This is a genomic window from Thiocystis violacea (assembly GCF_016583565.1).
Taxonomy (GTDB): domain Bacteria; phylum Pseudomonadota; class Gammaproteobacteria; order Chromatiales; family Chromatiaceae; genus Thiorhodococcus; species Thiorhodococcus violaceus_A.
In genome coordinates this window covers 30576-54584 of sequence record NZ_NRRF01000019.1, presented here as the reverse complement: position 1 = coordinate 54584, position 24009 = coordinate 30576, and the positions used below count along the sequence as shown (strand labels likewise).

The 24009-nt window shown below is 66.8% G+C and carries 14 protein-coding genes; 10 read left to right on the top strand and 4 right to left on the bottom strand.

Annotated elements, in window-relative coordinates; all coding sequences use genetic code 11:
• Positions 1-3: 3 nt before the first annotated feature.
• A complete protein-coding gene (locus CKO23_RS10115) occupies positions 4-1212 on the bottom strand; it encodes a hypothetical protein (RefSeq protein WP_200330634.1) in 1209 nt (402 codons plus the stop codon).
• A gap of 166 nt (positions 1213-1378) precedes the next feature.
• Here CKO23_RS10115 and CKO23_RS10110 point away from each other — a divergent pair, with 166 nt between their 5' ends.
• The gene (locus tag CKO23_RS10110) at positions 1379-2524 is read left to right on the top strand and encodes a glycosyltransferase (RefSeq protein WP_200330632.1); all 1146 of its coding nucleotides are present in this window, start codon (positions 1379-1381) and stop codon (positions 2522-2524) included.
• Positions 2525-2743: 219 nt separating this feature from the next.
• On the opposite strand, the gene CKO23_RS10105 is transcribed toward CKO23_RS10110, so the two are convergent.
• Positions 2744-3172 carry a thiol-disulfide oxidoreductase DCC family protein gene (locus CKO23_RS10105; protein ID WP_200330630.1) on the bottom strand — a complete coding sequence of 143 codons (429 nt, stop codon included), beginning with the start codon at positions 3170-3172 and terminating at the stop codon, positions 2744-2746.
• A gap of 109 nt (positions 3173-3281) precedes the next feature.
• Between CKO23_RS10105 and CKO23_RS10100 the strand changes: the two genes are divergently transcribed.
• The 9 genes from CKO23_RS10100 (at position 3282) to CKO23_RS10060 (ending at position 18535) form a co-directional block, all read left to right on the top strand.
• Complete coding sequence (locus tag CKO23_RS10100) at positions 3282-3791, top strand: CIA30 family protein (protein ID WP_200330628.1); 510 nt, start codon at positions 3282-3284, stop codon at positions 3789-3791.
• Between the two features lie 20 nt (positions 3792-3811).
• Positions 3812-4168, top strand: a complete 357-nt coding sequence (locus CKO23_RS10095; protein ID WP_200330626.1) for a VanZ family protein — start codon at positions 3812-3814, stop codon at positions 4166-4168.
• 270 nt (positions 4169-4438) lie between these two features.
• Positions 4439-4915, top strand: a complete 477-nt coding sequence (gene coaD, locus CKO23_RS10090) for a pantetheine-phosphate adenylyltransferase (RefSeq protein WP_200330624.1) — start codon at positions 4439-4441, stop codon at positions 4913-4915.
• An 87-nt stretch (positions 4916-5002) separates the two neighbouring features.
• Entirely contained in the window at positions 5003-5257 is a 255-nt protein-coding gene (locus CKO23_RS10085; RefSeq protein ID WP_200330622.1) for a YfhL family 4Fe-4S dicluster ferredoxin, read from the top strand.
• Between the two features lie 26 nt (positions 5258-5283).
• On the top strand, positions 5284-6975 hold the full coding sequence (gene ggt, locus CKO23_RS10080; RefSeq protein ID WP_200330620.1) for a gamma-glutamyltransferase: 1692 nt from the start codon (positions 5284-5286) through the stop codon (positions 6973-6975).
• Positions 6976-7316: 341 nt separating this feature from the next.
• Complete coding sequence (locus CKO23_RS10075; RefSeq protein WP_200330618.1) at positions 7317-8762, top strand: glycosyltransferase; 1446 nt, start codon at positions 7317-7319, stop codon at positions 8760-8762.
• Between the two features lie 249 nt (positions 8763-9011).
• Positions 9012-11621 carry a bifunctional diguanylate cyclase/phosphodiesterase gene (locus tag CKO23_RS10070; RefSeq protein ID WP_200330616.1) on the top strand — a complete coding sequence of 870 codons (2610 nt, stop codon included), beginning with the start codon at positions 9012-9014 and terminating at the stop codon, positions 11619-11621.
• 466 nt (positions 11622-12087) lie between these two features.
• Entirely contained in the window at positions 12088-15075 is a 2988-nt protein-coding gene (locus CKO23_RS10065) for a chemotaxis protein CheB (protein WP_200330614.1), read from the top strand.
• On the top strand, positions 15068-18535 hold the full coding sequence (locus tag CKO23_RS10060) for a bifunctional diguanylate cyclase/phosphodiesterase (protein ID WP_200330612.1): 3468 nt from the start codon (positions 15068-15070) through the stop codon (positions 18533-18535). Before CKO23_RS10065 ends, CKO23_RS10060 begins: the two co-directional genes overlap by 8 nt.
• A 505-nt stretch (positions 18536-19040) precedes the next feature.
• Here the strand turns inward: CKO23_RS10060 and CKO23_RS10055 are convergent.
• Both CKO23_RS10055 and CKO23_RS10050 read right to left on the bottom strand, forming a co-directional pair.
• Complete coding sequence (locus CKO23_RS10055) at positions 19041-20081, bottom strand: quinone-dependent dihydroorotate dehydrogenase (RefSeq protein ID WP_200330610.1); 1041 nt, start codon at positions 20079-20081, stop codon at positions 19041-19043.
• Positions 20082-20455: 374 nt separating this feature from the next.
• Positions 20456-23854: a mechanosensitive ion channel domain-containing protein gene (locus CKO23_RS10050; protein ID WP_200330608.1), complete on the bottom strand. Its 3399-nt coding sequence runs from the start codon at positions 23852-23854 to the stop codon at positions 20456-20458.
• Between the last annotated feature and the right edge of the window lie 155 nt (positions 23855-24009).

Sequence of the window (24009 nt, the reverse complement as noted above, 5' to 3'; positions counted from 1 at the left end):
GACCTACTCGCGATGCCGGTAGGGCGCGACGAAGAAGATGACTGCGAGCCCGATGAAGGCCAGCACGGCCAGGGCCGACGACAGTCGATAGGTCAGCCGCCAGCCTGTGTTGGACTTGCGGGTGATCTGGAAGTCTTCGATGTAGACGGTCTCGCAGGCGCCGTTGCCGCTGTCCGTGCGGGTGGTGCTGGTGCCGCGCTGGAAGCCGCCGGCGTGGGAGTAGCGTGCGAGCTTGCCGCTGAAGTGGATCTGGTCGCCGATTTCGGCCGACTTGATGGCCTTCTGGATGTATTCGTCGTGCGAAAGCACATGGTTGTTGCTGAGCTGGTTCCAGCCGAAGCGCTCGGCGGCGACCGGGTCGGCCGTGGAGATCCAGCAGGTCCAGGTGGTGTTCTTGTACTGCATGTCGCGGAAGACGCCGCTCGCGACGTTGTCGCCCCAGACGACGCAGAGGTCGCGGATGTTGATGAAGTCCTTCCAGTCCTTGCGGTGGTAGATGTCCCAAAAGGCGTCGCTGTCGTGCAGGCTGACCACCACGCCGTCCAGCGCGTAGTCGAAGAGGGGCTCGATGTCGTAGGTGATCGCGTTCGCCTGGATCTTGAAGGGCTCGGTATCCGTCGGAGTCTGGCGCGGCTCTTCGAGCCGCGCCTGGTCGTAGAAGTCGGGCGGCGGTAGCTGGTCCTTCTTCCAGTGGCTCCAGAGGGCGAGCGCCAGGCTGGAGAGGAAGAGCAGCAGCAGGAGTTGGTTGGCCACGCGATAGGGGAAGGAGTCGGCCTTCTCCCGCGCAGCCTCCTCCGGCGCGGCCCGCGCGAACCGGCGCTGCATCTGCTCGAACTTGGCGTAGACGATGCCGCAGCGCGCACAGGTGTCACCTGGCGGCTGCTCGTGATCGCACTTCGGACAGCGAACCTTGGTCGTCTCGACCCGCAAGTCCGGCGGGGACGCGAAGGCGTCCGCAGCTGGCGACGGCTGGACCGGCCGCGGGGCCTCTTCCAGGATCTGGCAGCCGATCCCCGCCGCCTCGAAGCGGCGCTTGGCATCCGCCGCGCGCTCATAGGTCAAGGTTCCGTTCAGTGGCCTGGGCTTGCCGTTGAGCGTGGCGTCCGCCTGGGGCAGCGTCAGCCGCAGCAGCTCGGCGAGTGCCGCCACGGCGGCATGGCGTCTCGCGTCGGGCAGCAGCTCTCCGGTCAGCATCAGGGAATAGTGTTTCATGCCGGTCTCTCGCGTCTCTTCGCCTCACACGGGGCTCCGACGCTATCTTAGGCGACCTGGATGGGGTGAAATGCGCAGGGTTCGACAACTTGGCGATCACGGGGTGTCCATGCCACGGGGGCACGACCGCTTGGTCGGGCCAAGAGCTTCCATCCACGAGTGACTCATGCCTACTTCATTTGCCGCCAAGGGGACCGACGCGACCCGCATCGCCTGCTTCTTTTCCACCTCGGGACACAGCGGGGTCGATCGCGCGGCCAGCCACCTGCTTCCCGCGCTGGCTCGGCGGGGCTATCGGGTGGACCTGCTCAAGGTGCGCCGACACGGTCCGAATCTGCCCGAGATCCCGGACGGCGTGCGGGTGGTCGACCTGGGGTCGCGGCACACCTTTGCCTGTCTGCCAGCGGTCGCGCGCTATCTGAGGCGCGAACGCCCGGCCGCCATGCTCTCCGACAAGGACCGCGTCAACCGCGTCGCACTCTTCGCGCGCGCCCTGGCGCGGGTGCCCACGCGCCTGGTGCTGCGCTCCGGGACGACCATCTCGATCGACCTGGCGACACGCGGGCCGCTGGAGCGTTGGATCCAGCGCAACTCCATGGGGCGTCTCTATCCCTTCGCCGACCAGGTGATCGTCGCGAGCGAAGGTGTGGCGGACGACATGGCGGACTACACCGGACTCGCGCGTGAACGCATCCGGGTGGTGCCGCCGCCCGTCATCGCGGAGGATCTACTGACCGCGCAGCCGCCGCGCCCCGACCATCCCTGGTTCGGGCAGCCGGGGCAGCCGCTGATCCTGAGCGCCGGCGAGCTGTGCGGGCGCAAGGACTTCGAGACGCTCATCCGCGCCTTTGCGCGGCTGCGCGCCGAGCGTCCATGCCGGCTGATGATCCTCGGGCGAGGCGCCGCCCGAGATCGGCTGCTGGCGCTCGCGCGCGCCCTGGGGGTGGCCGAGGACGTCGCGCTGCCGGGCTATGTCGAGAATCCCTACGCCTACATGGCCCACGCCGATCTCTTCGCCTTCACCTCGCGCTGGGAGGGGCTGGGGTTCGTGCTGATCGAGGCGCTGGCCGTGGGCACGCCGGTCGTGTCGACGGACTGCCCGAGCGGGCCGCGCGAGATCCTGGAGGCCGGGCGCCATGGTCCCTTGGTCGCGGTCGGTGACGACGCGGCCTTGGCGGCGGCGATGCGGACGACGTTGGACGCCCCCCTGCCCGCGGCCCAGCTCAAGGAGGCGGCACGCCGCTATGAGATCGAGGCGAGCACGGATGTCTATTTGGATGCCTTGGGGCTGCCGCCGAGGGCGCCGGTCTGAGGCGGGTTTCGGGAAGGCTCCTATCCGTTTCAGAGCTGGTGAAGCCAGTCGAGCCCGCGACCATTGCGAGAGCGCTGCGCCCGATCGCGGCGGGGCGCCGCTCCCACCGATCGAGCGGCCTGGCTCAAGCGGCGACGAGGGGATGGGGAGTCGCCTCTCTGGAGAGCGTCGTGTCTCGAACGAGACGGCGACGGGGGCGTTCGTCGCGCTTGGCCTCGTTCAGGAGGATGCGCGTCCCGCGTCACCCGAGGCGGAGATTCCGCAACTGTCCTCGGTGCACCGTTGCCTGAGCCGCCGCCGGGCGAACCAGACATAGCCACGCTCCAGCACCCCGTCGAGCCGCAGGGCCTGGACGAGCCTGGCGAGATGACGCCAGCCCGGCATCGCGGACCAGAGCAGCAGAAAGGCCGCCGCGCCCGTGTGGATCTGCTCGCCGTCGAGCACGTGAAAGCGGGCCATGGCGGCTTCACGCGAGATGCCGAAACGCCCGGGCGCGCCGGCATCCGCATGGATATCGATCCAGACCAGGGGGCGGCGCGGCCGCAGGCGTTGGTAGAGCGCGATCTCGCGCCGGCACAGGGGGCAGCCCCCGTCGTAGAGCACGCGCAGGGTTGGCGGGCTGTCCTGGGTGTTGCGGTCGGCTGTCATGCGGAGTCCTCCTCTCTGGCGGCCAAGCGCCGTCGATCGATGGCGCGATGGCTAGAGATGCGTCATCGTTGGCGTCTTTCCAATCGATGCCGAGCCAGAGGAGACCCGCATGCAGCTGTATTCCGCCGTTGAGAACGAGGCAGTGACGTCCGGAAGGGCTTGGCGGCTGGTCACCGATCAGGTCATGGGCGGCCTGTCCCAAGGTCGGCTCCTGGCCGCGGAGCTGGGAGGCCGACCCTGCCAGCGGATGCACGGCGAGGTGAGCACCGCGAACAACGGCGGCTTCGTCCAGATCGCGTTGGATCTCGCGGACGACGGCGCGCTGGACGCAACCGGCTTCGCCGGCCTCGAGATCGAGGTCTTCGGCAACGGCGAGCACTACAACGCCCACCTGCGGAGCGCCGACACCCGTTTGCCCTGGCAGGCCTACCGCGCGCGCTTTCTGGCCGAGCCCCAGTGGCATTGCCTGCGCCTGCCCTTCGCGGCGTTCGAGCCCCATCGTATCGATCGGCCCTTGCGCGTCGATCGGCTGCGGCGCCTGGGCCTGGTCGCCATCGGTCGGCCCTTCCAGGCGGATCTCGGCGTCGCCCGGGTCGCACTCTATCGAGCCAAGGACTGAACCAGGGATCACGCCACTCGATGCCACCTGACAGCCTTCGGTCGCTCTCCCGGATCGCGCTCGCAACCTGCGTCCTGGCGGTCGCCTACCTCGCCTTCGCGCCCCTGGAGGAGCCAGTCCTCTTCAGCTACGACAAGGGCAATCATCTACTGGCCTTCGCCGTGATGGCCTGGCTTGCGGACATGGGCTGGTCGGGCCGCCGCTACGCGCTGGCCCGCTGGGGCTGGCTGCTCGGCTATGGGCTGCTCATCGAGCTGGTCCAGCATCAGCTCCCCTTTCGGGAATTCTCCTGGCTGGACTTCGCCGCCGACGCCCTGGGCATCGCGGCCTACGGCGCCGCGCGGACGATCAGCGCCCGCCTGCTCTCGGCTTGGTGATCTGGAGCCCCGAACGACAGTGATGTCCAGGGCGGAACAGCCTTGAATTGGAACCGGCGCCGCGCCGGCCGCGTTGCTCGCCCCGATCCTAGGAGACGTTTGCGCTTGGCCTCTTGATCCTCGGAGAGGAAGGCTCCTCGACACAGCTTCCGACTCAGGTTTGTGCTATCGTGCGCGCCGGCAGCGGCTCGGCAGTGCGGCTGGTGCTCCCGGTCTCTACAGCCGCGCGCAAGCGTGGACCTTGCCCCAGCTCTCAAGAGGATCCAGCGATTGCGAAGCGTGGTCTATCCCGGAACCTTCGACCCCATCACCATGGGCCATGTCGATCTGATCCACCGGGCTTCCCGATTGTTCGATCGCGTCATGGTTGCGGTGGCCGCGGATACCGGCAAGACGCCCCTCTTCTCCATCCAAGAGCGTGTGGCCCTGGTGCGTGAGAGCGTCGGCGACTGGCCGAACGTGGAGGTCATCCAATTCGAGGGCTTACTGGTGAGCTTCGCGCGCGACCTGGGTGTGTGCGTTATCATGCGCGGCCTACGTGCCGTCTCGGATTTCGAGTATGAGTTCCAGCTGGCGGGCATGAATCGACACATGGCACCGGATATCGAAACCCTTTTCCTCACCCCGGCCGAGAAGTACGCCTACATCTCCTCGTCGTTGGTCAGGGAAATCGCCCGTCTCAAGGGAGATGTGTCCGCCTTCGTCACGCCCGTGGTGCAAGCGGCATTGAGAGAGCGGTTTGGATGACGGCCCGAGATTTGGATAAGACCGGGTGGTTTGGATAACATCCGCCCGTCCCCACAACATCACTGAACAAGCAGAAGGAGTTATTCCATGGCATTGATCATCACCGACGAGTGCATCAATTGCGATGTCTGTGAGCCCGAGTGCCCCAACGGCGCGATTTCGCAGGGCGACGAGACCTACGTGATCGATCCGAAGCTCTGTACCGAGTGCGTCGGCCACTATGAGACCTCGCAGTGCGTCGAGGTCTGCCCGGTCGACTGCATCATCAAGGATCCCGACAACGAAGAGACCGAGGAAGAGCTGCGCGCCAAGTACGAGCGCATCGCGGGCACCGAAGGCTGAAGCCTCCTCAGTACGCTCGCAATCCGATGCGTCGTTCCCCAAGGAGCCCCATTGCGGGGCTCCTTTGCTGTTGTCTACTGACCCTCGCGGGCCCGCTCTGGGCACTGGGTGAGGTCCCACCCAAGGCGGCGATCGCCTCCGCGCATCCCCTGGCGACCGAGGCCGGCTTCGCGGCCCTCGATCAGGGCGGCAATGCCTTCGACGCGGCCGTGAGCGTCAGTGCCGTGCTTGCCGTCGTCGAGCCCTACAGCTCCGGCTTCGGTGGCGGCGGCTTCTGGCTGCTGCATCGCGCCTCCGACGGTTTCCAGACCATGCTCGACGGCCGCGAGCGCGCGCCATTGGCCGCCCGTCGCGACATGTATCTGGACGCCCAGGATCGCTTCGTTCCCGCGCTTGCGCTGAACGGTCCCTTGGCGGCCGGTATTCCCGGCATGCCGGCGGCCCTCTGTCATCTCGCCGAGCACTACGGCCGCCTCCCGCTCAAGCAAACGCTGGCGCCGGCGATTCGCATCGCCCGCGACGGTTTTCCCATCGACCCCCACTACAGACGCATGGCGGAGCTGAGAGTCGAGGCGTTGCGCGCCTCCGAGGCGGCGGCGCGGCAGTTTCTGTTCGACGCCCAGGTGCCGACGCTCGGTCACAGCCTCGCCCAGCCCGATCTCGCGGCGACCTTGACACGCCTGGCGGAGCAGGGCTGCGCGGGCTTTTACGCGGGTCCCGTGGCCGAGCGACTGGTCGCCGGCGTGCGCCAGGCGGGTGGCATCTGGACCCAGGAAGACCTGGCCCAGTATCGCGTCGTCGAGCGCGTCCCGATCCGCGGCACCTACCGCGGCTGGCGGTTGGTCAGCGCCGCGCCGCCCTCGTCCGGTGGCGTCTTGCTGGTGGAGATGCTGAACATGCTGGCCGCGCTCCCGGTTGCGCCGAGTGATGCCGGCAACACCCATGCCCTGGTCGAGGTGATGCGCCGAGCCTATCGCGACCGCGCGGCCTATCTCGGCGATCCCGATCAGGTCCAGATGCCGCTGGCACGCCTGACGGACCCGAACTACGCCGCCGGGCTCATCCGCGACTTCGATCCCGAGCACGCGACAGCGAGCCGCCAGACCGGGTCGGACTGCCTGGAGCCCGTGACCGAAGGGCAGGACACCACCCATTTCTCGGTCCTCGACCGCGCTGGGAATCGGGTCGCCGCGACCCTGAGCATCAATTACCCCTTCGGCTCGGGGTTCGTCCCTCCGGGGACCGGCGTCCTGTTGAACGACGAGATGGACGATTTCTCCGCCCAGCCAGGCGTCGCCAACGCTTACGGACTGATCGGTGGCGAGGCCAACGCCATCGCGCCTGGAAAGCGCATGCTCTCCAGTATGTCGCCGACCTTCCTCGAATCCGATCAGGGTGTCGCCATCCTCGGGACACCGGGCGGCAGTCGCATCATCACCATGGTCCTGCGGGCCATTCTGGCCGCGGTCGAGGGCCAGCCCGTGGGCGACTGGGTCGCCCTCCCGCGCGTTCACCATCAATATCTGCCGGACCGCATCGAGGTGGAGCCGGGCGCGCTCGACGCCGCCGAGCAGAAGGCGTTGACCCGTAAGGGTCATCGCCTGGAACGGCTCGAACGGCCGTTCGGCAACATGCAGGCCATTTACTGGGATTTCGCCAAGGGGCGCGTCGAGGCCGCGAGTGATCCGCGCGGCTTGGGGAGCGCCCTGGCGCGCTGAAAGACCGCCGCAGGCCGCCGGGGTGTTCAGCCGCGGTCAGCGCGGGCCGTTGGCCAGCGGCGATGGACAGGTCGCGGTCGATCGGCTGTCGGCGCGGGGCGGCATCCTGCAACAGACCCCAGACTGAGCCGCCGGCCTCGCGCGGCCGCCTGGCACCCTTGGGCGGGGCTTGCCGTTGACGCGGCGCGGCCCTATTCTTGGCACACCATCGCCGAGCGGCACCCGATCAGCCTTCGAGGCCCCGCCTCGCCTCAGTCGGACCTGGATCAAAGGCCCGACATCTCTCACCACTCTGTCGCTCCGCCCCTGCAATCCTGAAAACTCTGACGGAACCTCTAGCCATGCTTGCGGCAGAACCCTCGGTCGTGCTCCTGTTGACACTCGGCCTCGTCATCTTGGCATTTTTTTCCTTGAATCTGTTGACCCTGACGCTCGCGCGCCTGCTCATGCCGCGGCGAGCGATGAAAATCGCCGCGCTCGCCGACGCGGAACTACCCCAGGTGCTCGTCCAGCTGCCGCTGTTCAACGAAGGCGAGCTGGTAGAGCGCATCCTCGAGGCCACCCTCGCACTCGACTGGCCGAGGGACCGGCTGCAGATCCAGGTGCTGGACGACAGCATCGACGGCTCGCTCGCCATGAGTCAGCGGGCGGTGGCGGCGCTGCGCCGCGAGGGCGTTCAGATCGAGCTGCTGCACCGCGTCCAGCGCACGGCCTTCAAGGCCGGCGCGCTGGCGGCCGGACTGGAGCGCTCCGACGCGCCCTTCGTGGCGATCTTCGACGCGGATTTCCTGCCGCCGCCGGACTTCCTGCGCAAGACCGTCGGGGCCTTGGTCGCTCAGCCGGACATGGCCTATGTGCAGGGGCGCTGGGACCACATCAACCGCGATGAGAGCCTGCTGACGCGCGTTCAGGCCAGATTGCTCGACTCGCATTTCTGCGTCGAGCAGGAGGCACGCTGGCGGCTCGGGATGCCCGTGCCCTTCAATGGCACCTGCGGTCTCTGGCGACACGCGGCCATCGCGGACGCCGGCGGCTGGGACGGTGACACGCTCACCGAGGACCTGGATCTGAGCCTGCGCGCGCGGCTGCGCGGCTGGCGCTCCGGCTACCTCAAGGATCTGACCGTGCCGGGCATGCTGCCGGTCTCGGCGCGGGCCTGGCGAGTGCAACAGTTCCGCTGGACCAAGGGCTTCGTGCAGTGCTTCGTCAAGCTGATGCCGCTGATCTGGCGCAGCGACAGCCTGCCTCTGTGGCAGAAGGTCATGATCAGCTTTCAGATCGGTCAGCCGCTGGCCTTCATGGTCGGCGCCGCCTGCCTGCTCCTGGGACTGCCCTTCATGACCGGGACCGCCGTGGGCGGGGAAACACTCTCGCGCGTGGCGCTCGTCGCCTCGGTGCTGGGGTTTGCCGCACCCATCGCCTTCCTGACGATGGCCGGGACGCGCGAGGGCGCGCGTCGCACGGCAGCCGAGGTCTTCGGCGCCCTGGCCTGCACCAGCGGACTCCTGCTCTCCAATACGCGTGGCGGGCTGGAGGCCCTGTTCGGCTACCGGACCGAATTCGTGCGCACGCCCAAGGGCCGCGATGCCACTCGGTCGAGCCGCCTGCGCTGGCGTAGCGGACTCATCGAGCTGGTCACGGGGCTGAGTCTGCTCGGTTTCGTCCTGCTCGAGGAACCACTGGCCGTGCTCTACCTCGCCATGCTGATCGGCGGGCTGGTTGGCGTGGGGGCCATGCAGGTACTCGACGGCGTCGCCTTGCCAAGGGTCGCTGGCACGCGCAACTAGGTCGCGTCGGTCACTCGACGCTGCGTACTGAAGATCCACGACGGTCATATCCGGGAGACGATAGACCGGCCGCGCCGAGCACATCGGATGGGCAAGGCTCGCGCGATTGGCGCCCAGCCGACCAGCCACCCTTTCGTGGTTCGGTCCATGCCTGGCCTTCACCGGAACGCAACCGCCGCCGATGCCTTCGAGATCATCGCCCCGAGCCATCCACATCCTTCCCGCGCGCGGGCGGTCCGGGGCGCGCGGATGACCAGGCCAAGCGCCCCTGCCGTGCCAGATCCCAGGCGGTGGGGATCCGGCCCCCGCGGTCACTGGATCCTCGCCGGTCTCGTCTTCCTGCTCTCCGCGCTCGTGGCGGGGACGATCGTCTGGCAGTCAGAGCAGGCGCGCCTGCGCATCGTCAGGACCGATCTGCAGCGACTGGCCGCGGCCCATGCGGGGACGCTCCAGCGCAACATCGAGGCCGACATGGATGCAGCCTACGCCGTTGCGGCCCTGGTTCGACAGCAAGGCGGCACGCCGGCCGACTTCGCGGCCTACGCCGAGGCGCTTCGGCGTTTCTATCCCGATCTGGTTACCCTGAACCTGGCCCCCGGCGGGGTCGTGCGTCATGCCTCGCCCCTGCGGGGCAATGAGTCCGTCATTGGCCTGGACCTCTTCGCCGATCCAGTGCGCGCAAACGAGGCCGTCATCGCCCGCGACAGCGGCCGTCTGACCCTTGCTGGTCCCTATGACCTCATCTCGGGCGGGTCTGGGATGGTGGGGCGGCTGCCCGTGTTCCTCGATGCGCGACAGACGCACTTCTGGGGGCTCGTCAACGTCGTGCTGCGCCTACCCGAGGCGCTCGTGCCGGCCCGGCTCGCGCAGCTCGCGGCGGAGGGGATCGACTACCAGCTGTGGCGCATCGATCCCCAGTCGCGGAAGACACAAGTGATCGCGGCCTCGACCGAGCAGCGCCTGAGCGACCCCGTCGAGCATCGGCTCACGCCCCCCATCGACACCTGGGTCCTGAGCGTGACGCCCGCCGCGGGATGGGCGAATCCACTCGGGCTGACCCTCAAGACGGCTCTCGGGGTTATCTTCAGCCTCCTGCTCAGCACCCTGACCAAGCTCCTGCTGGACTCAAGAACCCATGCGCGCCGACTCGCGGCGCTGATCGAGGAGCGCATCGACATCAGCGAGCGCATCCGTACCGATCGCGAGCTGCGGATCGCCGCGACGGTCTTCGAGGCGCGGGAGGGCATGCTGGTGACGGACGCCCGCAGCGTCATCCTGCGGGTCAACCAAGCCTTCTGCGAGAACACCGGCTACCGGCCGGAGGACGTCGTCGGCAAGACGCCGCGTATGCTGCAGTCCGGCCATCATGACGCGGACTTCTACGCGGCGATGTGGGAGCACATCCAGCGCAGCGGCGCCTGGCAGGGCGAGATCTGGAATCGCCGCAAGAACGGCGAGATCTACCCGGAGTGGCTCACCATCACGGCGGTCAAGGACCGTGACGGGGTCGTCATCAACTACGTGGGCACCCATACGGACATCACGCAGCGGAAGGCGGCCGAGAACGAGATTCGCCATCTGGCCTACTATGATCCGCTCACCCAGCTGCCCAATCGCCGCCTGCTCATGGACCGCTTGCACCAGAACCTGGCGAACGCCGCGCGTTATGCCCAGCGAGGCGCCTTGCTCTTCATCGATCTGGACAAGTTCAAGACCCTCAACGACACCCTGGGCCATGAGGTCGGCGATCAGCTACTGCAGCAGGTCGCCAAGCGTCTGAGCGAGAGCGTCCGTGAAGGCGATACCGTCGCCCGGCTCGGCGGGGACGAGTTCGTCGTCATGCTCCAGCACCTTGGAGACAGTCCCACGGAGGCCGCCAGCCTGGCACGGATCGTGGCCGAGAAGATCCGCGGCCGACTCGATGAGCCCTATCAGCTCGGCGCTCACAGTCACCTGAGCACGGCCAGTATTGGCGTCATCCTCTTCGGTGGACGCGACGAGACCATCGAAGACCTGCTGAGGTTTGCCGACCTGGCCATGTACCAGGCCAAAGCGGCCGGCCGCAACAAGCTCCATGTCTTCGACCCGGCCATGCAGTCGGCGTTGAGCATGCGCGCCAGTCTGGAAAATGACTTGCAGCAGGGCATCGAGAGCGGTCAGCTCCTGCTGCACTATCAAGCCCAGTTCGACGACAGAGACCGGCTGCTCGGGGCGGAAGCCCTGGTCAGGTGGCTTCACCCGGAACACGGCTGGGTCGCTCCCGGCGACATCATCGAGTTGGCCGAGTCCACCGGACAGATCTTGCTGCTGGCGCAATGCGTTCTGGAGATCGCCTGCAGGCAGCTCGCGACCTGGAACGGACAGGCAGGGAAGGGCGATTGGTCGCTCTCGGTCAACATCAGTCCGAAGGAGCTCCGCCATCCGGGCTTCGTGCAGGCGGTCGAGTCAGCCTTGAGGCTCACGGGCGCGGATCCGAGCAAGCTCGTCCTCGAGCTCCCAGAGTCGCTCATCCTGGGCGAGCTCGCGGAGACCCGCGCGAAGATGATGACCCTGAAGGCGCTCGGGGTCCGCTTCGCCCTGGACAACTTCGGCAATGGCTATGGCTCGCTCGTCTTCGTCAGACGTCTGCCGTTGGACCAGCTCAAGATCGGCCCCGCCTTCATCGACAGCCTCCTCGCACACCCGAACGAAGACGTCATCGCCCACGCCTTCATGGAGCTGATCCATGGCCTTGGCCTCGAGCTGCTCGCCGAGGGCGTCGAGACCCAAGAGCAGCGCGATTTCCTGGTTCTGCATGGTTGTCGCACCTTTCAGGGCTATTTCTTCGCCCGGCCCGGTTCCGCGCAGATGCTCGGTTGACCACCGCGCTTGGCCGTGACCATCGCCCCAGCTCCAGGTCCCGACGCGGACCTCGCCACCGAACGCCCAAAGATGCCGCATCGATTGATTCCATTCGGTTAAAATCCTCCTTCCGAGGCCCTGACGCCTGACGCTTCAGCGGCCGTCGCAGATGTTGCGTGCTCGTCACAAAGCCTTTGTGTCATGGTGGGGTTTGCTGTTGAATGATCGGCTCTGCTGTTGAAATGACCGCTCGATGTCCGTGCGAACTCAGAACGGCATCGATCATGAGTGCCGCACTTGAAAAACCACACAGCCGTCGTGGAGACGCACGGCGCCGTCCACCACGGCTGGCGCGGGATTCGCGAGACTTCACACGCGCTCGCCCACCCGAGCGGCAACGGTCTTCGGATCAAGGCATCCAGAACCGTCGCTCATTCAGATTCGATGCATATCCAGAGGTGCGTCGCCCAGGAGCTTGCCCCGCATGTCCAATGATTCCGAAGTGAACGGCGCGGTCGAGACGGCGCCCAGCACCCAGCCCTTCAAAGGCTACGTCGTCGCCGTCGGCGCCTCGGCCGGTGGCCTGGATGCCTTGGAGCGCTTCTTCCAGAGCGTCCCGGACGACACGGGCGCGGCCTTTGTGGTGGTCCAGCATCTCTCGCCAGACCACAAGAGCATGATGGGCAACCTGCTCGCGCGCCATACCTCCATGCCCGTGGTCACGGTCGAGCATGACATGCACCTCGAGGCGAACCGGGTGCATCTCATCCCGCCGGCCAGCTTGATGACGGCCTCAGGGAATGCCCTGAGACTGAGCCCAAAGAATCCACGCGGCCTGACCCTTCCGATCGATCTGTTCTTCTCCTCACTCGCCCGCGAATTCCGCGGCCACGCCATCGGCATCATTCTCTCCGGCACGGGCTCGGACGGCACCCGAGGCGCGGTGGCCATCAACGATGCCGGCGGCTTTCTGCTCGCTCAGGAGCCGGAGACCGCCAAGTTCGACGGCATGCCACGCAGCGTCATCGCGACCGGCTTGGTGGACGCCATCCTCCCGCCGGAGCAGATCGGGCCACGCGTCCTTGATCACATGCATCAGATTCCGCCTCCCAAGGTCCGGGCGCCGGCCGCGACCATGGAGATCGACCGGGACAGCGCGCACGAGGAGGCGATGCACCTGCTGCAGCACGCCGGCGGCATCGACTTCCGCGAGTACAAGCCAGCCACCGTGATGCGCCGGATGGAGCGGCGCATGCAGGTGCGGCAGACCCCGGATCTGGTGAACTACGTGCGCCTGCTCAGCACCGACCGCGGCGAGCTGGCGACCCTGAGGCGCGAGTTGCTGATTCCTGTCACCAACTTCTTCCGCGACCCGGATGCCTTCGAGGTTTTGGCGGAAACCGCCATCCGGACCATCGTCGCGGACCACTCAGGCAATCAGCCGATCCGCGCCTGGGTGGCGGGCGTCGCGACGGGCGAAGAGGCTTACACCATGGCGATCCTCTTCGCCGAGGCCTTCGAGCGCGAGCACCGCTGGCCCAGCTTCAAGCTCTTCGCGACCGACGTGGAACCGCAGAACATCGAGGTGGCCGGTGCCGGGGTCTTCTCCGAAGCCATCACGGCCGAGATCTCTCCCGAGCGGCTGGAGCGGTTCTTCGTCAAGCGCGGCACGCACTTCGTGGTGAAGACGGAGATCCGTCAGAGCATCGTCTTCGCCCGGCACAATCTCCTGGACGATCCGCCCTTCACCCGCATGGATCTGGTGTCCTGCCGGAACCTGCTCATCTACTTCCGGTCCCAGGCGCAGGAGCGCGCGCTGCGCCGGCTGCAGTACGCCCTTGCCCCCGGCGGCTTCCTCTTCCTGGGGCCGAGCGAGTCCATCGCCAATATGCACACGGACTTCACGGCGGTCAGCTCCAAGCACAAGATCTACCGCATCCTGCGTCATGTGGCCTTGCCCCTGGATGCGTCCAGCACACCACGTACCCGTCAGACGCTCGCGCAAACCTTGCCGCGCCCAGGAGGCCGCACCCAGAGCCTCGCGACCGACGCCGCCTTGATCGACGCGGCTCAGGGGATGCTCCTGCACAACTATGCACCGACCAGCCTGCTGCTGAATCAACGCCACGATCTGCTCCACGTCTTCGGCGACGTCGGTGCCTACCTGCGTATCGGCGAGGGCAGCGTTAGCCTGGACCTCGCGCGCCTGCTGCCCAGCTCGCTCGTCGCCATCGCCAAGGCCCTGCTCTACAAGGCCGCCCGCGATCGCGCCACGCTCTGCTCGGAGATCATCGGTCTGCCCCTGGCGGACGGCCGCAATGAGCAGCTGCGTCTGGTTGCGCGGCCGGTCGAACCCTTCCCGGGCGAGCTCCATCTGTTGCTCTCTTTCGAACCGGATGAGCCCCAGGCGCCGGCTGTCACGCACGACTCCGGCGCGCGAACCCTGCCGCGTGCCCCCGGTGCTGCGCCGATCGAGACCATCAGCCTGGATCGCGAGACGGCACAGCGACTCGAGAACCTCGAGCGCGAGCTGGCCGCGACGCGCGAGAGCCTGCAGGCCACCATCGAAGAGCTGGAAACGGCCAACGAGGAGTTGCAGGCCACTAACGAGGAGCTCATGGCCTCCAATGAGGAGCTGCAGAGTTCCAATGAAGAGCTGCAGTCCGTGAACGAGGAGCTCTACACGGTCAATGCCGAGAACCAGGAAAAGATCGAGATCCTCAACCGGCTCAACGCAGACCTCGACGGCATGGCCAAGGCGGCTTCCATTGCCACCATCTTCGTGGATCCGCAGCTGCGCCTGACCCGTTTCACACCGGAGGCGACAACCCTCTTCAAGATCCGCGAGGGCGATCTGGGCCGACCGCTCGACGACTTCAGCAACCTCCTTCAATACCCGGAGTTCATGACGGAGCTGCGCCAGACGATCGTCAGCGGCGACATGCTGGAGCACGAGATCCGCTCCGCGAACGGGCGTTTCTATCTGGTCCGGGTGCTGCCCTATGCGGTGCGCTCGGGTGAGTCGCGCGGGGCCGTGGCGACCTTCGTGGATATCACGACGCTGCGCGACGTGGAGCGGCTGCAAGCGGTGCTCGACTCGCTGCCCGAGCACGTCGTGGTCCTGGATCCCAAGGGGGTGGTCACCATGGTCAACCGCGCATGGCGCACCTTTGCCTCCGAGCACGGGGATGCGGAACTGAAGGCGACCGGGGTGGGTGCCGACTATCTGGCGGCCAGCCAGACGGGGGTGCTGGCGCGCGAGCCGCATGCCCAGGAGGCGCTGGCAGGGATCAAACAGGTGCTGAGCGGCGAGGCCGCGTCCTTCTGCATGGAGTATCTCGGCGACGAGCAGGGTGAGCAGGGTGAGCCGCGCACGTACCTCATGCATGTCGCGCCGATCGAACATGCCAGCGCCGGCGTGATCGTCAGCCACATCAACATCACGCGCTGTGCCAAGGCCCAAAATGGCTAGATCGACCAGCGACAACCAGGACGAGGACGGGCTCCTGGATGGTCTCACGGGGCTTTCGGACGCCGAACTGCACGAGCGCGCGCTCACCGCGCTGCGCCTGCGGCGCTTCGACCTGGCCGACAAGCTGCTCGCCAGGGGGGATCTCGGGCTGGAGGCGGTGGTCGAGAACCTGCGCGTCTACCAGGCGGAGCTGGAGATCCAGAACGAGGAGCTCGTCCTCAGCCAGCGCCAGGTCCAGGAGGGCCTGGCGCGCTTCACGTCCCTTTTCAACACACTGCCGATCGCCGAGCTGGTGATCGATCGTCAGGGCCTGATCAAGGAGGCCAATCTGGCGGCACAGGCGCTGTTCAATCTGCGCGGCTCTCACCTCCTGCATCATTTCTTCGCCCGGCTGATCGAGGAGCGCGACCGCGCGACTGTGCTCGGTGTCTTGGGTCAGCTCGCGGACAGCCGAGCCCTGGTCCTCCCCGAGATCCACTTCACCGGCCAGGGCGAGGACGGCTTCATCGGCGACCTGCACATCGCCCCCATCCCCGCCGGAGGCGATGCCCCTCCGCAGTTCGTCTGCGGCGTGGTGGATCGCACGGAGGCCGTGAGGCAGCGCCGATCCCTGCTGGAGACCGGAGAGCAGCTGCGCCAGAGTGAAGCCGACATGCGCGAGCGGCTCAAGGAGTTCGCAACCCTCCACGACGTCCTCCTCGAGACGAGTCAGACCAGGGCCTCGGTCAGAGACGTCTTGCAGCATGTCGCCGAGCGCCTTCCCGCCGGGTTCAGATACCCCGAGCTGGCCGAGGCGCGGATTCGCCTCCCGGAGATGAGCGCCGCCACGCCCGGTTACGCGCAGACTGACTTGAGCCTGTCGGCGCCCATTCCCCTGGCAGGGGTGAGTTTCGGGGACGTGACCCTGAGCTACCGCGAGCCGCCGAATGCGCGGGAGGAAACGCCCTTCCTGGTGGAAGAGCAGCACCTGCTCGAATCCGTCGCCACGCACCTTGCCGTGTACCTCGCCCGCATCCAGGACGAGGAGAGACTCCGGGAGAGCCGGGAGCGCTATCGGGTGCTCGCCGAGTTCAGCTCGGATTGGGAGTATTGGCTGGGGCCTGAGGGCCGTTATGTCTACGTCTCCCCGGCCTGCGAGCGCATCAGCGGGCACGCCGCGGACGACTTCATGGCGGATGCGACACTCTTTGCCCGTCTCATCCTCGCCGTCGACCGGTCCGTCTGGGATGCGCATCTGAAGGCGCTGGCCGACAATCAGGCGGCGGATCTGGAGACGCTGGAGTTTCGCATCCTGGCGCGTGACGGCAGCGAGCACTGGATCGAGCACATCTGCAACCCGGTGCTGACTGAGGATGGCCGGTTTCTCGGCCGGCGCGGCGTCAATCGGGACATCACCGAACGCAAGCGATTCGAAGAGGCGCTCAAGCGCAGCGAGGACTTCCTCAATGCGACCGGCCGCATGGCCAAGGTGGGCGGCTGGGAGTATGACCCCGCCGCCCGAACCATCCGCTGGACCCAGGGGACGCTCGCGCTCTTGGGGATATCCTTCGATCAGCAGCCGGGCTTGGATGCCCTGGTGGATCTGTTCGATCCCAGGGACCGGCCGGGGCTGCAGGCATCGGTCGAGCAGGCCATCGTCTGTGGCACGCCCTTCGATATGGAGGCCCGCCTCACGGCGGAACGCAGCGAGCCGACCTGGGTGCAGATCACCTGCGAGCCCTTCCTGGAAGACGACGGCGTCATCAAGCTGCTCGGCGCGGTGCAGGACATCACCGCCCGCGTCGAGGCCGAGAAGTCACTGCGACAAGCGGCGCGGGTCTTCGAGAGCACGGCCGAGGGCGTCGTCATCACCGACCTGGACGACCGTGTCCTCGCCGTGAATCGCGCCTTCACGGAAATCACGGGCTATCGCGAGGCGGAGGTGCTGGGGGCGACACCTGAGCTGATGCGCTCCGCTCGCCACGACGCGGCGTTCTTCAGCGAGATGCACGAGACGCTCACGCGCACCGGCCAATGGCGCGGCGAGATCTGGAACCGCCACAAGGACGGCCACGTCTACCCCGCGCTCCTGAACATCAGCGCCGTGCCGGACAGCGCGGGCGAGCCGACCCACTATGTCGGGGTCTTCAGCGATATCAGCCAGCTCAAGCAATCCGAGGAGCGGCTCGACTACCTCGCGCACCACGATCCGCTCACGGGTCTGCCCAACCGCAGCCTCTTCCAGCAGCGCCTGGAGAGCTGTCTGCAGCGCGCCAAGCGCTACAAGCGCCAGTTCGGGCTGCTGTTCCTCGATCTCGACCGCTTCAAGGAGGTCAACGACACCCTGGGCCACGGGGTCGGCGACGCGCTCCTCATCGAGGTCGCCGAGATGCTGGCCAAGCAGGTGCGTGAGGTCGACACCATCGCGCGGCTCGGCGGCGACGAGTTCGTCATCATCCTGGAAGACATCCCGGCCTCGCGCTTCGCGGCGACCTTCGCCGACCGCCTCATGGAGACCTTCTCCCGACCCCTCGCGGTCCAGGGCCGGGATTTGTTCATCACGGCCAGCATCGGCATCAGCATCTACCCGGACGACGGCGCCGACATGGAGACACTGGTGCGCCATGCGGACGTCGCCATGTACCAGACCAAGAACACCGGACGCAACGGCTTCCGCTTCTTCGAGACCGCCATGTCAGAGGGCGCCATGGAGCGGCTGCGTCTGGAGCACGATCTGCGCTTCGCCATCCAGCGCGCGGAGCTGGTGCTGCACTATCAGCCCCAACTCGGCCTGACGGATGGCCGTCTGTGCGGCGTCGAGGCGCTCTGCCGCTGGGCGCATCCTGAGCTGGGTCAGATCCCGCCGCGCGTCTTCATCCCGCTGGCGGAGGAGATCGGCTTCATCGACGAGCTCGGCTTCTGGGTGCTGGAGCAGAGCTGTCGGCAAGTGCGCACCTGGGACCGCGCCGGCTTCCAGATTCCGCGCCTGGCGGTGAACCTCTCGGTCAGGTCGCTGCAGCGCCCCGGCCTGATCGATCGTGTTGGGTTGGCCTTGGAGCGCGCCGGACTGCAGCCCGAGCGCCTGGAGCTCGAGATCAATGAGTCCAAGATCATGCACCGGGCGGACGAGTCGATCGAGGTCCTGCGGGCCCTGCGTCGGCTGGGGATCACCCTGGCGGTCGACGACTTCGGCACCGGCTATTCCTCGCTCGCCTATCTCAAGCGCCTGCCACTGAACCGGCTCAAGATCGACGGATCCTTCACGGACAAGCTGACGCAGGATGAGGGCGACGACGCCATCGTGCGGGCCATCATCGCCCTGGCGCGCAACATGGGGCTGGGCGTCCTCGGCGAAGGCATCGAAACACAGGCGCAGGCCGACTTCCTGCGCGCCGAGGGCTGCCTTGAGGGGCAGGGATACCTCTTCAGCCCCGCCGTTGAGGCGGACGCGCTGGCCGAGGCTTGGTCAGCGGCGCTCTGAGACAACGCCGCTCGGCCTTGGGGCGAGGGCATCGCCGCCAGCCCCCGCAAGCGACAGAGCCCGCGTGATGGGCTTTGCTCGGAGCGCTGAGAATCGACGGGCGTGCCCATCATCCCCGCGCCCTGCCTTGCTCGATGGGCACGTCCGTCCGACGTCGCTATCAGGCTCGAACTCTGAGCGCGGACTTTGCCCATCCTACCCATCTGAGATCCCGTAGGATGGGCAAAGCCCGCCTGATGGGCTTTGCTCGGAGCACTGAGGCTTGGCGGGCGTGCCCATCATCCCCGCGCCCTGCCTTGCTCGATGGGCACGTCCGTCCGACGTCGCTATCAGGCTCGAACTCTGAGCGCGGACTTTGCCCATCCTACCCATCTGAGATCCCGTAGGATGGGCAAAGCCCGCGTGATGGGCTTTGCTCGGAGCGCTGAGAATCGACGGGCGTGCCCATCATCCCCGCGCCCTGCCTTGCTCGATGGGCACGTCCGTCCGACGCCGAGGCCCAACGTCAGTCACGCGGCTTAAGCGTCTTCAGCAGCCTGCGCACGAAGGCCGGCCCCTGATAGATGAAACCGCTGTAGACCTGGATGAGATCCGCGCCTGCGGCGAGCTTGGCGGCCGCGCCCTCGGGATCCATGATGCCGCCGACGCCGATCAGGACCGGATCCGCCCCGACCGCCTCACGGACCCGGCTCAGGAGCTGGGTGCTGCGGGCCAGGAGCGGGCGCCCCGACAGGCCGCCGCTCAGTCCCTCCGTTGAGCTTTCGAGGCCCTCGAAACGGATGGTGGTATTGGTGAGGATGAGGCCCGCGCAACCGGCTCCGAGCGCCGCCTGGGCACAGGCGATGGCGTCTTCGTCGGCGAGATCGGGGGCCAATTTCAGGAGGATGGGGCGGGGTTTTCCGAGTCGCTGATTGGGCGTCTGGATGGCGTCCAGGATGCGCGTGACCTCATCGACCCGCTGCAGGTCGCGCAGTCCCGGCGTGTTCGGGCTGGAGACGTTGACCACCACATAATCCGCCAGCTCGGCCAGCCGCTCGAAGCTGCGGCGATAGTCCCCGGCCGCCTGCTCGGCGGACGTCACCTTGGACTTGCCGAGATTCACCCCGAGCGGGACCTCGGGCAGTCCGCGCGCGCGGAGCCGCTCAAGTCGCCGGCCCATCGCCTCCGCGCCGGCGTTGTTGAAGCCCATGCGGTTGACCAGGGCTTCGTCCCGCGTGAGCCGAAACAGCCGCGGCTTCGGGTTGCCGGGCTGCGCCAGGGCGGTCACCGTCCCGACCTCCACGAATCCGAAGCCCAACGCCTGCCAGGCGGGCACGGCGGTGCCATTCTTGTCCAAGCCGGCCGCCAGACCGATGGGGTTGGGGAAGTGCAGCCCCATGGCGTTCACGGCCAAACTCGGGTCGCGCGCCAGGTCCGTGGCGGGCAGCCGCCCGGCGAAGAGGCGTGACCAACCCGAGAGCAGTCTCAGCGCGAGGTCGTGGGAGACCTCGGGGTCCAGTTGAAAGGCCAGGGGGCGCAAGTGTGGCCAGAGATCGGGCAAGGTCATGCGAAAAGATCCTCGTGTGCGTCGGGAGCAGGCTCATGGGCTTCCGGCGATGATGGCGGTCAATGGTCAGTCGAGCACCGACATGGAACTGGGTGTGGAGGATGGCCGCCCACGCATCGGATAGAAGCAGCCCCAAGCAGTGATCGATCGGCGTGGCGGCAGCAGGCTCAGTGCACTGAGTTCCAAACTCGGCGAGGACGCCGGTCGCCACCGCGGCGCGAATCCGTGCGAGCAAGAGCCATCTCCGTTGTGATTGTCACAGAAGTGGCAGAACGCCGCCGGGACAACGACCAGTGCGCGAAACATGTTGCTCGGATCATGCGCGAGACGGGCTCAGACTCAACGCCCTCGGACGGATGCAGCGGATGCGTCGCCTATTTCGGCACCGCGTGCTCGATCTGCACCCGCAGCGGCTTGATGGTGTCGAGATGCAGGTCGCGCTGCGGGAAGGCGATGCTGATGCCGGCGGCATTGAACTTGTCGTTGATGGCCTCGTTCAAGGCGCTGATGGTGCTGACGCGCAGATCGATGGAGTCGACGAAACAGCGCAGCAGCAGGCCGAGCGCGTTGTCGCCGAAGGTCTCGAAGATCACGGTTGGGGAAGGCTCATCGAGCACGTTGGGATTCTCATCCGCCGCCTCTTCCAGCAGGTCCATGGCCTGGCGCACCGGCGATCCGTAAGCGATGCCGATGGCGAGGACCAGCCGCGTGGTTTGGTCCGACAGCGACCAATTGAGCAGGCGCCCGGTGATGAACTCCTTATTGGGCACCAGCAGCTCCTTGCCGTCCCAGTTGCGGATGGTGGTGGCGCGGATCTTGATCTTGGTGACCACGCCATCGGTGTCGCCGACGGTGACGGCATCGCCGACGCGGATGGGTCGCTCGAACAGGATGATCAAGCCGCTGATGAAGTTGGCGACGATCTCCTGCAGGCCGAAGCCGATACCCACGCTGAGTGCCGCCGCCAGCCATTGCACTTGCGACCAACGCGCGCCCAGCGTGCTGAGCACCAGCAACAGGCCCACCGCGACGACGGCATAGGTCGTCAAGGTGGTCACCGTATAGCGGCTGGCAGCCGTCATTTTGAAACGCTGCAGCAATAGGATCTCCAGCAGGGCCGGGAGCCGATCCGCCAGCACCCAGGTGCCGATGGCATAGAGCAGCGCCATGCCGAGGCTCCCGAGCGTGATGGGTAGTGACTGCTCCGTGCCATCGACGGTGACGGTCCCATGCCACAGGATCACATCGTCGAAGATGTGCAGCGCCGGCAGTGCGCTGGACCAGATCAGGTACAGTCCGACGATGGCCGCGGTGAGCATGAGGATGCGAATCAGCCCGCGCGTCTCGTCGCTCAGTGCCGTGATATCCACTTCCGGCGCCTCGAACTGCAGCTCACCCGTCTCATCGGCCGGCTCTTGTCCTTGCGCTTCCGCTCGCTCCGCGCGCCGGCGCTCCATGGCGGCATCGTAAGCCAGGCGCCGTCTGGTGACCTGCAGCCAACGCAAGGCGAGCGCGTTACTCAGCACCAGCGCAAGCAGGAACCAGAGCGTCAGCAAGAACAGATAGGAAAAGGCCGTCGCCGTGTAGACGTACCCGGTGAACGCCAGGGCGATCAAGGCCAACGGAGCGCCGACGACCAGCGAGTACCAGATGGGGTAGGTGCGGAAGAGCATCGGGTAGTCGCCACCGGATCGCAGCTGTGCAAGCACGCCACGACGGGGATGGAACACCCGGTACAGGAACCAGGACAGCGGCAGGTAGCCAAGCAGTAGACCGAGCTTGGCCAAGGTTCCGCCGGTCTCGGCCCGGTTGATGCCAAGCGCGACGTTAATGATCAAGACCGCGGCCACGAATGGCCAGACGAAGCCTTTGAGCTGGGCGCGCAACAGCGTCAGGTTGCGCTCCGGCCAGCGGAAATGGACCCCCGCCAACCCCTGAGGCAAGCAGATGGCGCCCAGGCTGAACAGAATGGACAGATGCAGGGCGGCCCGTGTCAGTGCATTGCCCAGGGCCTGGGACAGCTGTGTTGCGCCGCCACCGGCCTGGAGCTGCCAGCCCATGACCGCCAAGAGCAGGGGCAGCGGCGCCGCGAGCAGCAGGGTCAGACCCAGCACGCGCCCGGTATGACCCATGCGGTCGGTGGTGGGTTTGCCGATCCGTGGCGTGACCGATGCGATGGCGGCGATGATCGCTCGGCGTTGCAAGAGCAGGACGCCAGCGCCGATCACGGCCAGCCAGAAGGCGGGGCTGCGCGCGAGCTGCTGGCCAATCAGGCGCGGCAAGCCCGGCAGGTCCGCGGCCATGAGTCGAGCGCTGAGTTCGCTCGGCAGCACGCGGATGTCCTCGAGGCGGATCGGCTTGGCGTTACGCAACCAGGGTAGCTGCTCGTCCAAATAGGCATCGTACTCGGCCGCGGTCGTGAGCAACGCCTGCTCGGCCCGATCGAGCTCGCGCAGCTTGCCGAGGTAGAGCTGATAGGTCTCCAAGGCCTTGTCGAGCAGGGTCTGGCGTTGCTGCACCAGCTCCAGCAACGTCGCCTTCTGTGCCTCGGTCTGGGGCCGCGCCGACGCATCGGCCTGCAGCTCCAACGCGAGCCGCGCCACGGTCGTATCTATATCGGCGATACGCCGTGCCTCGGCACGATGTTTCAAGCGGCGCACGGTGAGGTCGGCGATCTCCGTCTGGCGCAGCTCGTCGTTTTGAACGAAGGCCCGCAGATCGGGCAAGGCGTCGAACTGCTGCAACAGGATTCGGCCAAGATCGTCGTTGACCTCGCCTGACTCCAAGGTTTCACGGGCATCGCGGTAATCGGCGTCGAGCTGCTCCACGAGCTGCTCGAGGTGTTGTCGCACCAGATCCTGTGCCTGAAGCTGCTGGGTGATGTCGTTGACATCGCGCGACAGCGCCGCGTTCTCCGCGGACAACGCGACCAACACCGGGGGCATCCCCTCGATCTCGCGCTGCGTCTGCTCGGCTTGTGTCGTTGCTTGTTCCGCCGCCTGACGGCGCTTGTGGTCGAGCAAGTCGTTGAGGACCCGCATGCGCTCGCCGACCGCTTCGACGTTGGCCTCTTCCTGGTCGCGCCTGGCTTCCAGCAACTGCGTGCGCAGCGGCAGGGTCGAAAGTTCCTGCTCGAGCATCGTGGTCTCGGTGTTCAGCGCCACATAGCGCGTCTCCAGCACCCACTTTTGGGCCTGCGCAAACGTGGGGCTTGCATCATCGGCAGCCACTGTCTGAACTTGTGCCGAGGCCTCTTCGCGTTGTCCCGTCGCCTCCGCGAGGCGCTGGCCGATCGCCTCCGGGCGCTGTTCGAGGGTTGCCAGACGGGACTCCAAGTCAGCGCGTCGCGCATCGGTCGCGGTCAGCTCCGCCTGCTCCTCCTGCGCGCGCTGTTCAAGCACCGGCAGCGGGGTGTCAGCATCCGCATCGAGGCCATTTGTCGGCGCGGCCCGGGCATCCGGCGCAAGCGCCGCGCGGATGGCCTGGATCTCGGCCGGCGCACGCTCGGCCCTACGCCGAAACGTGGCCGCAGATGCGGCGTTGTCCTTCGCCGCCTGTAGATTGCTCAAGGCCTTGCGGTACAGCTCGATCAGCTGGGTCTTGGCCTCCTCGGTCCTGTCGTTCGCTGTCCGCGCCTCGGCGATCTTCGACTCCAGCGCCTTCGCGGTGACCAACCATCCGGGCAGGGCGCTGTCGGCCTCTTGAGCACAGGCGCACGACAACCAGACCGTCCACAGCATGCAGGCGATGACGATAGTGACAAGGATTCGCATGTTTCTCGATCTCTTGGCCTTTGTCTCAGTAGTCGAAGGTCTATCCATTGCCTCCCGGTTTCTGGTCACGCAGCTCCAGCGGCGTGACCCATGCGATGAAGCTCCGCTTCACGAAGCGTCGGCGCAGCCTGAGGATTCATGAAGCAGAGCTTCGT

What these genes read in the sequence shown, in the direction of transcription:
- CKO23_RS10115 (WP_200330634.1), bottom strand. Translation starts at nt 1,212, where the DNA reads ATGAAACACTATTCCCTGATGCTGACCGGAGAGCTGCTGCCCGACGCG.
- CKO23_RS10110 (WP_200330632.1), top strand. Translation starts at nt 1,379, where the DNA reads ATGCCTACTTCATTTGCCGCCAAGGGGACCGACGCGACCCGCATCGCC.
- CKO23_RS10105 (WP_200330630.1), bottom strand. Translation starts at nt 3,172, where the DNA reads ATGACAGCCGACCGCAACACCCAGGACAGCCCGCCAACCCTGCGCGTG.
- CKO23_RS10100 (WP_200330628.1), top strand. Translation starts at nt 3,282, where the DNA reads ATGCAGCTGTATTCCGCCGTTGAGAACGAGGCAGTGACGTCCGGAAGG.
- CKO23_RS10095 (WP_200330626.1), top strand. Translation starts at nt 3,812, where the DNA reads ATGCCACCTGACAGCCTTCGGTCGCTCTCCCGGATCGCGCTCGCAACC.
- CKO23_RS10085 (WP_200330622.1), top strand. Translation starts at nt 5,003, where the DNA reads ATGGCATTGATCATCACCGACGAGTGCATCAATTGCGATGTCTGTGAG.
- ggt (WP_200330620.1), top strand. Translation starts at nt 5,284, where the DNA reads ATGCGTCGTTCCCCAAGGAGCCCCATTGCGGGGCTCCTTTGCTGTTGT.
- CKO23_RS10075 (WP_200330618.1), top strand. Translation starts at nt 7,317, where the DNA reads ATGCTTGCGGCAGAACCCTCGGTCGTGCTCCTGTTGACACTCGGCCTC.
- CKO23_RS10070 (WP_200330616.1), top strand. Translation starts at nt 9,012, where the DNA reads ATGACCAGGCCAAGCGCCCCTGCCGTGCCAGATCCCAGGCGGTGGGGA.
- CKO23_RS10065 (WP_200330614.1), top strand. Translation starts at nt 12,088, where the DNA reads ATGTCCAATGATTCCGAAGTGAACGGCGCGGTCGAGACGGCGCCCAGC.
- CKO23_RS10060 (WP_200330612.1), top strand. Translation starts at nt 15,068, where the DNA reads ATGGCTAGATCGACCAGCGACAACCAGGACGAGGACGGGCTCCTGGAT.
- CKO23_RS10055 (WP_200330610.1), bottom strand. Translation starts at nt 20,081, where the DNA reads ATGACCTTGCCCGATCTCTGGCCACACTTGCGCCCCCTGGCCTTTCAA.
- CKO23_RS10050 (WP_200330608.1), bottom strand. Translation starts at nt 23,854, where the DNA reads ATGCGAATCCTTGTCACTATCGTCATCGCCTGCATGCTGTGGACGGTC.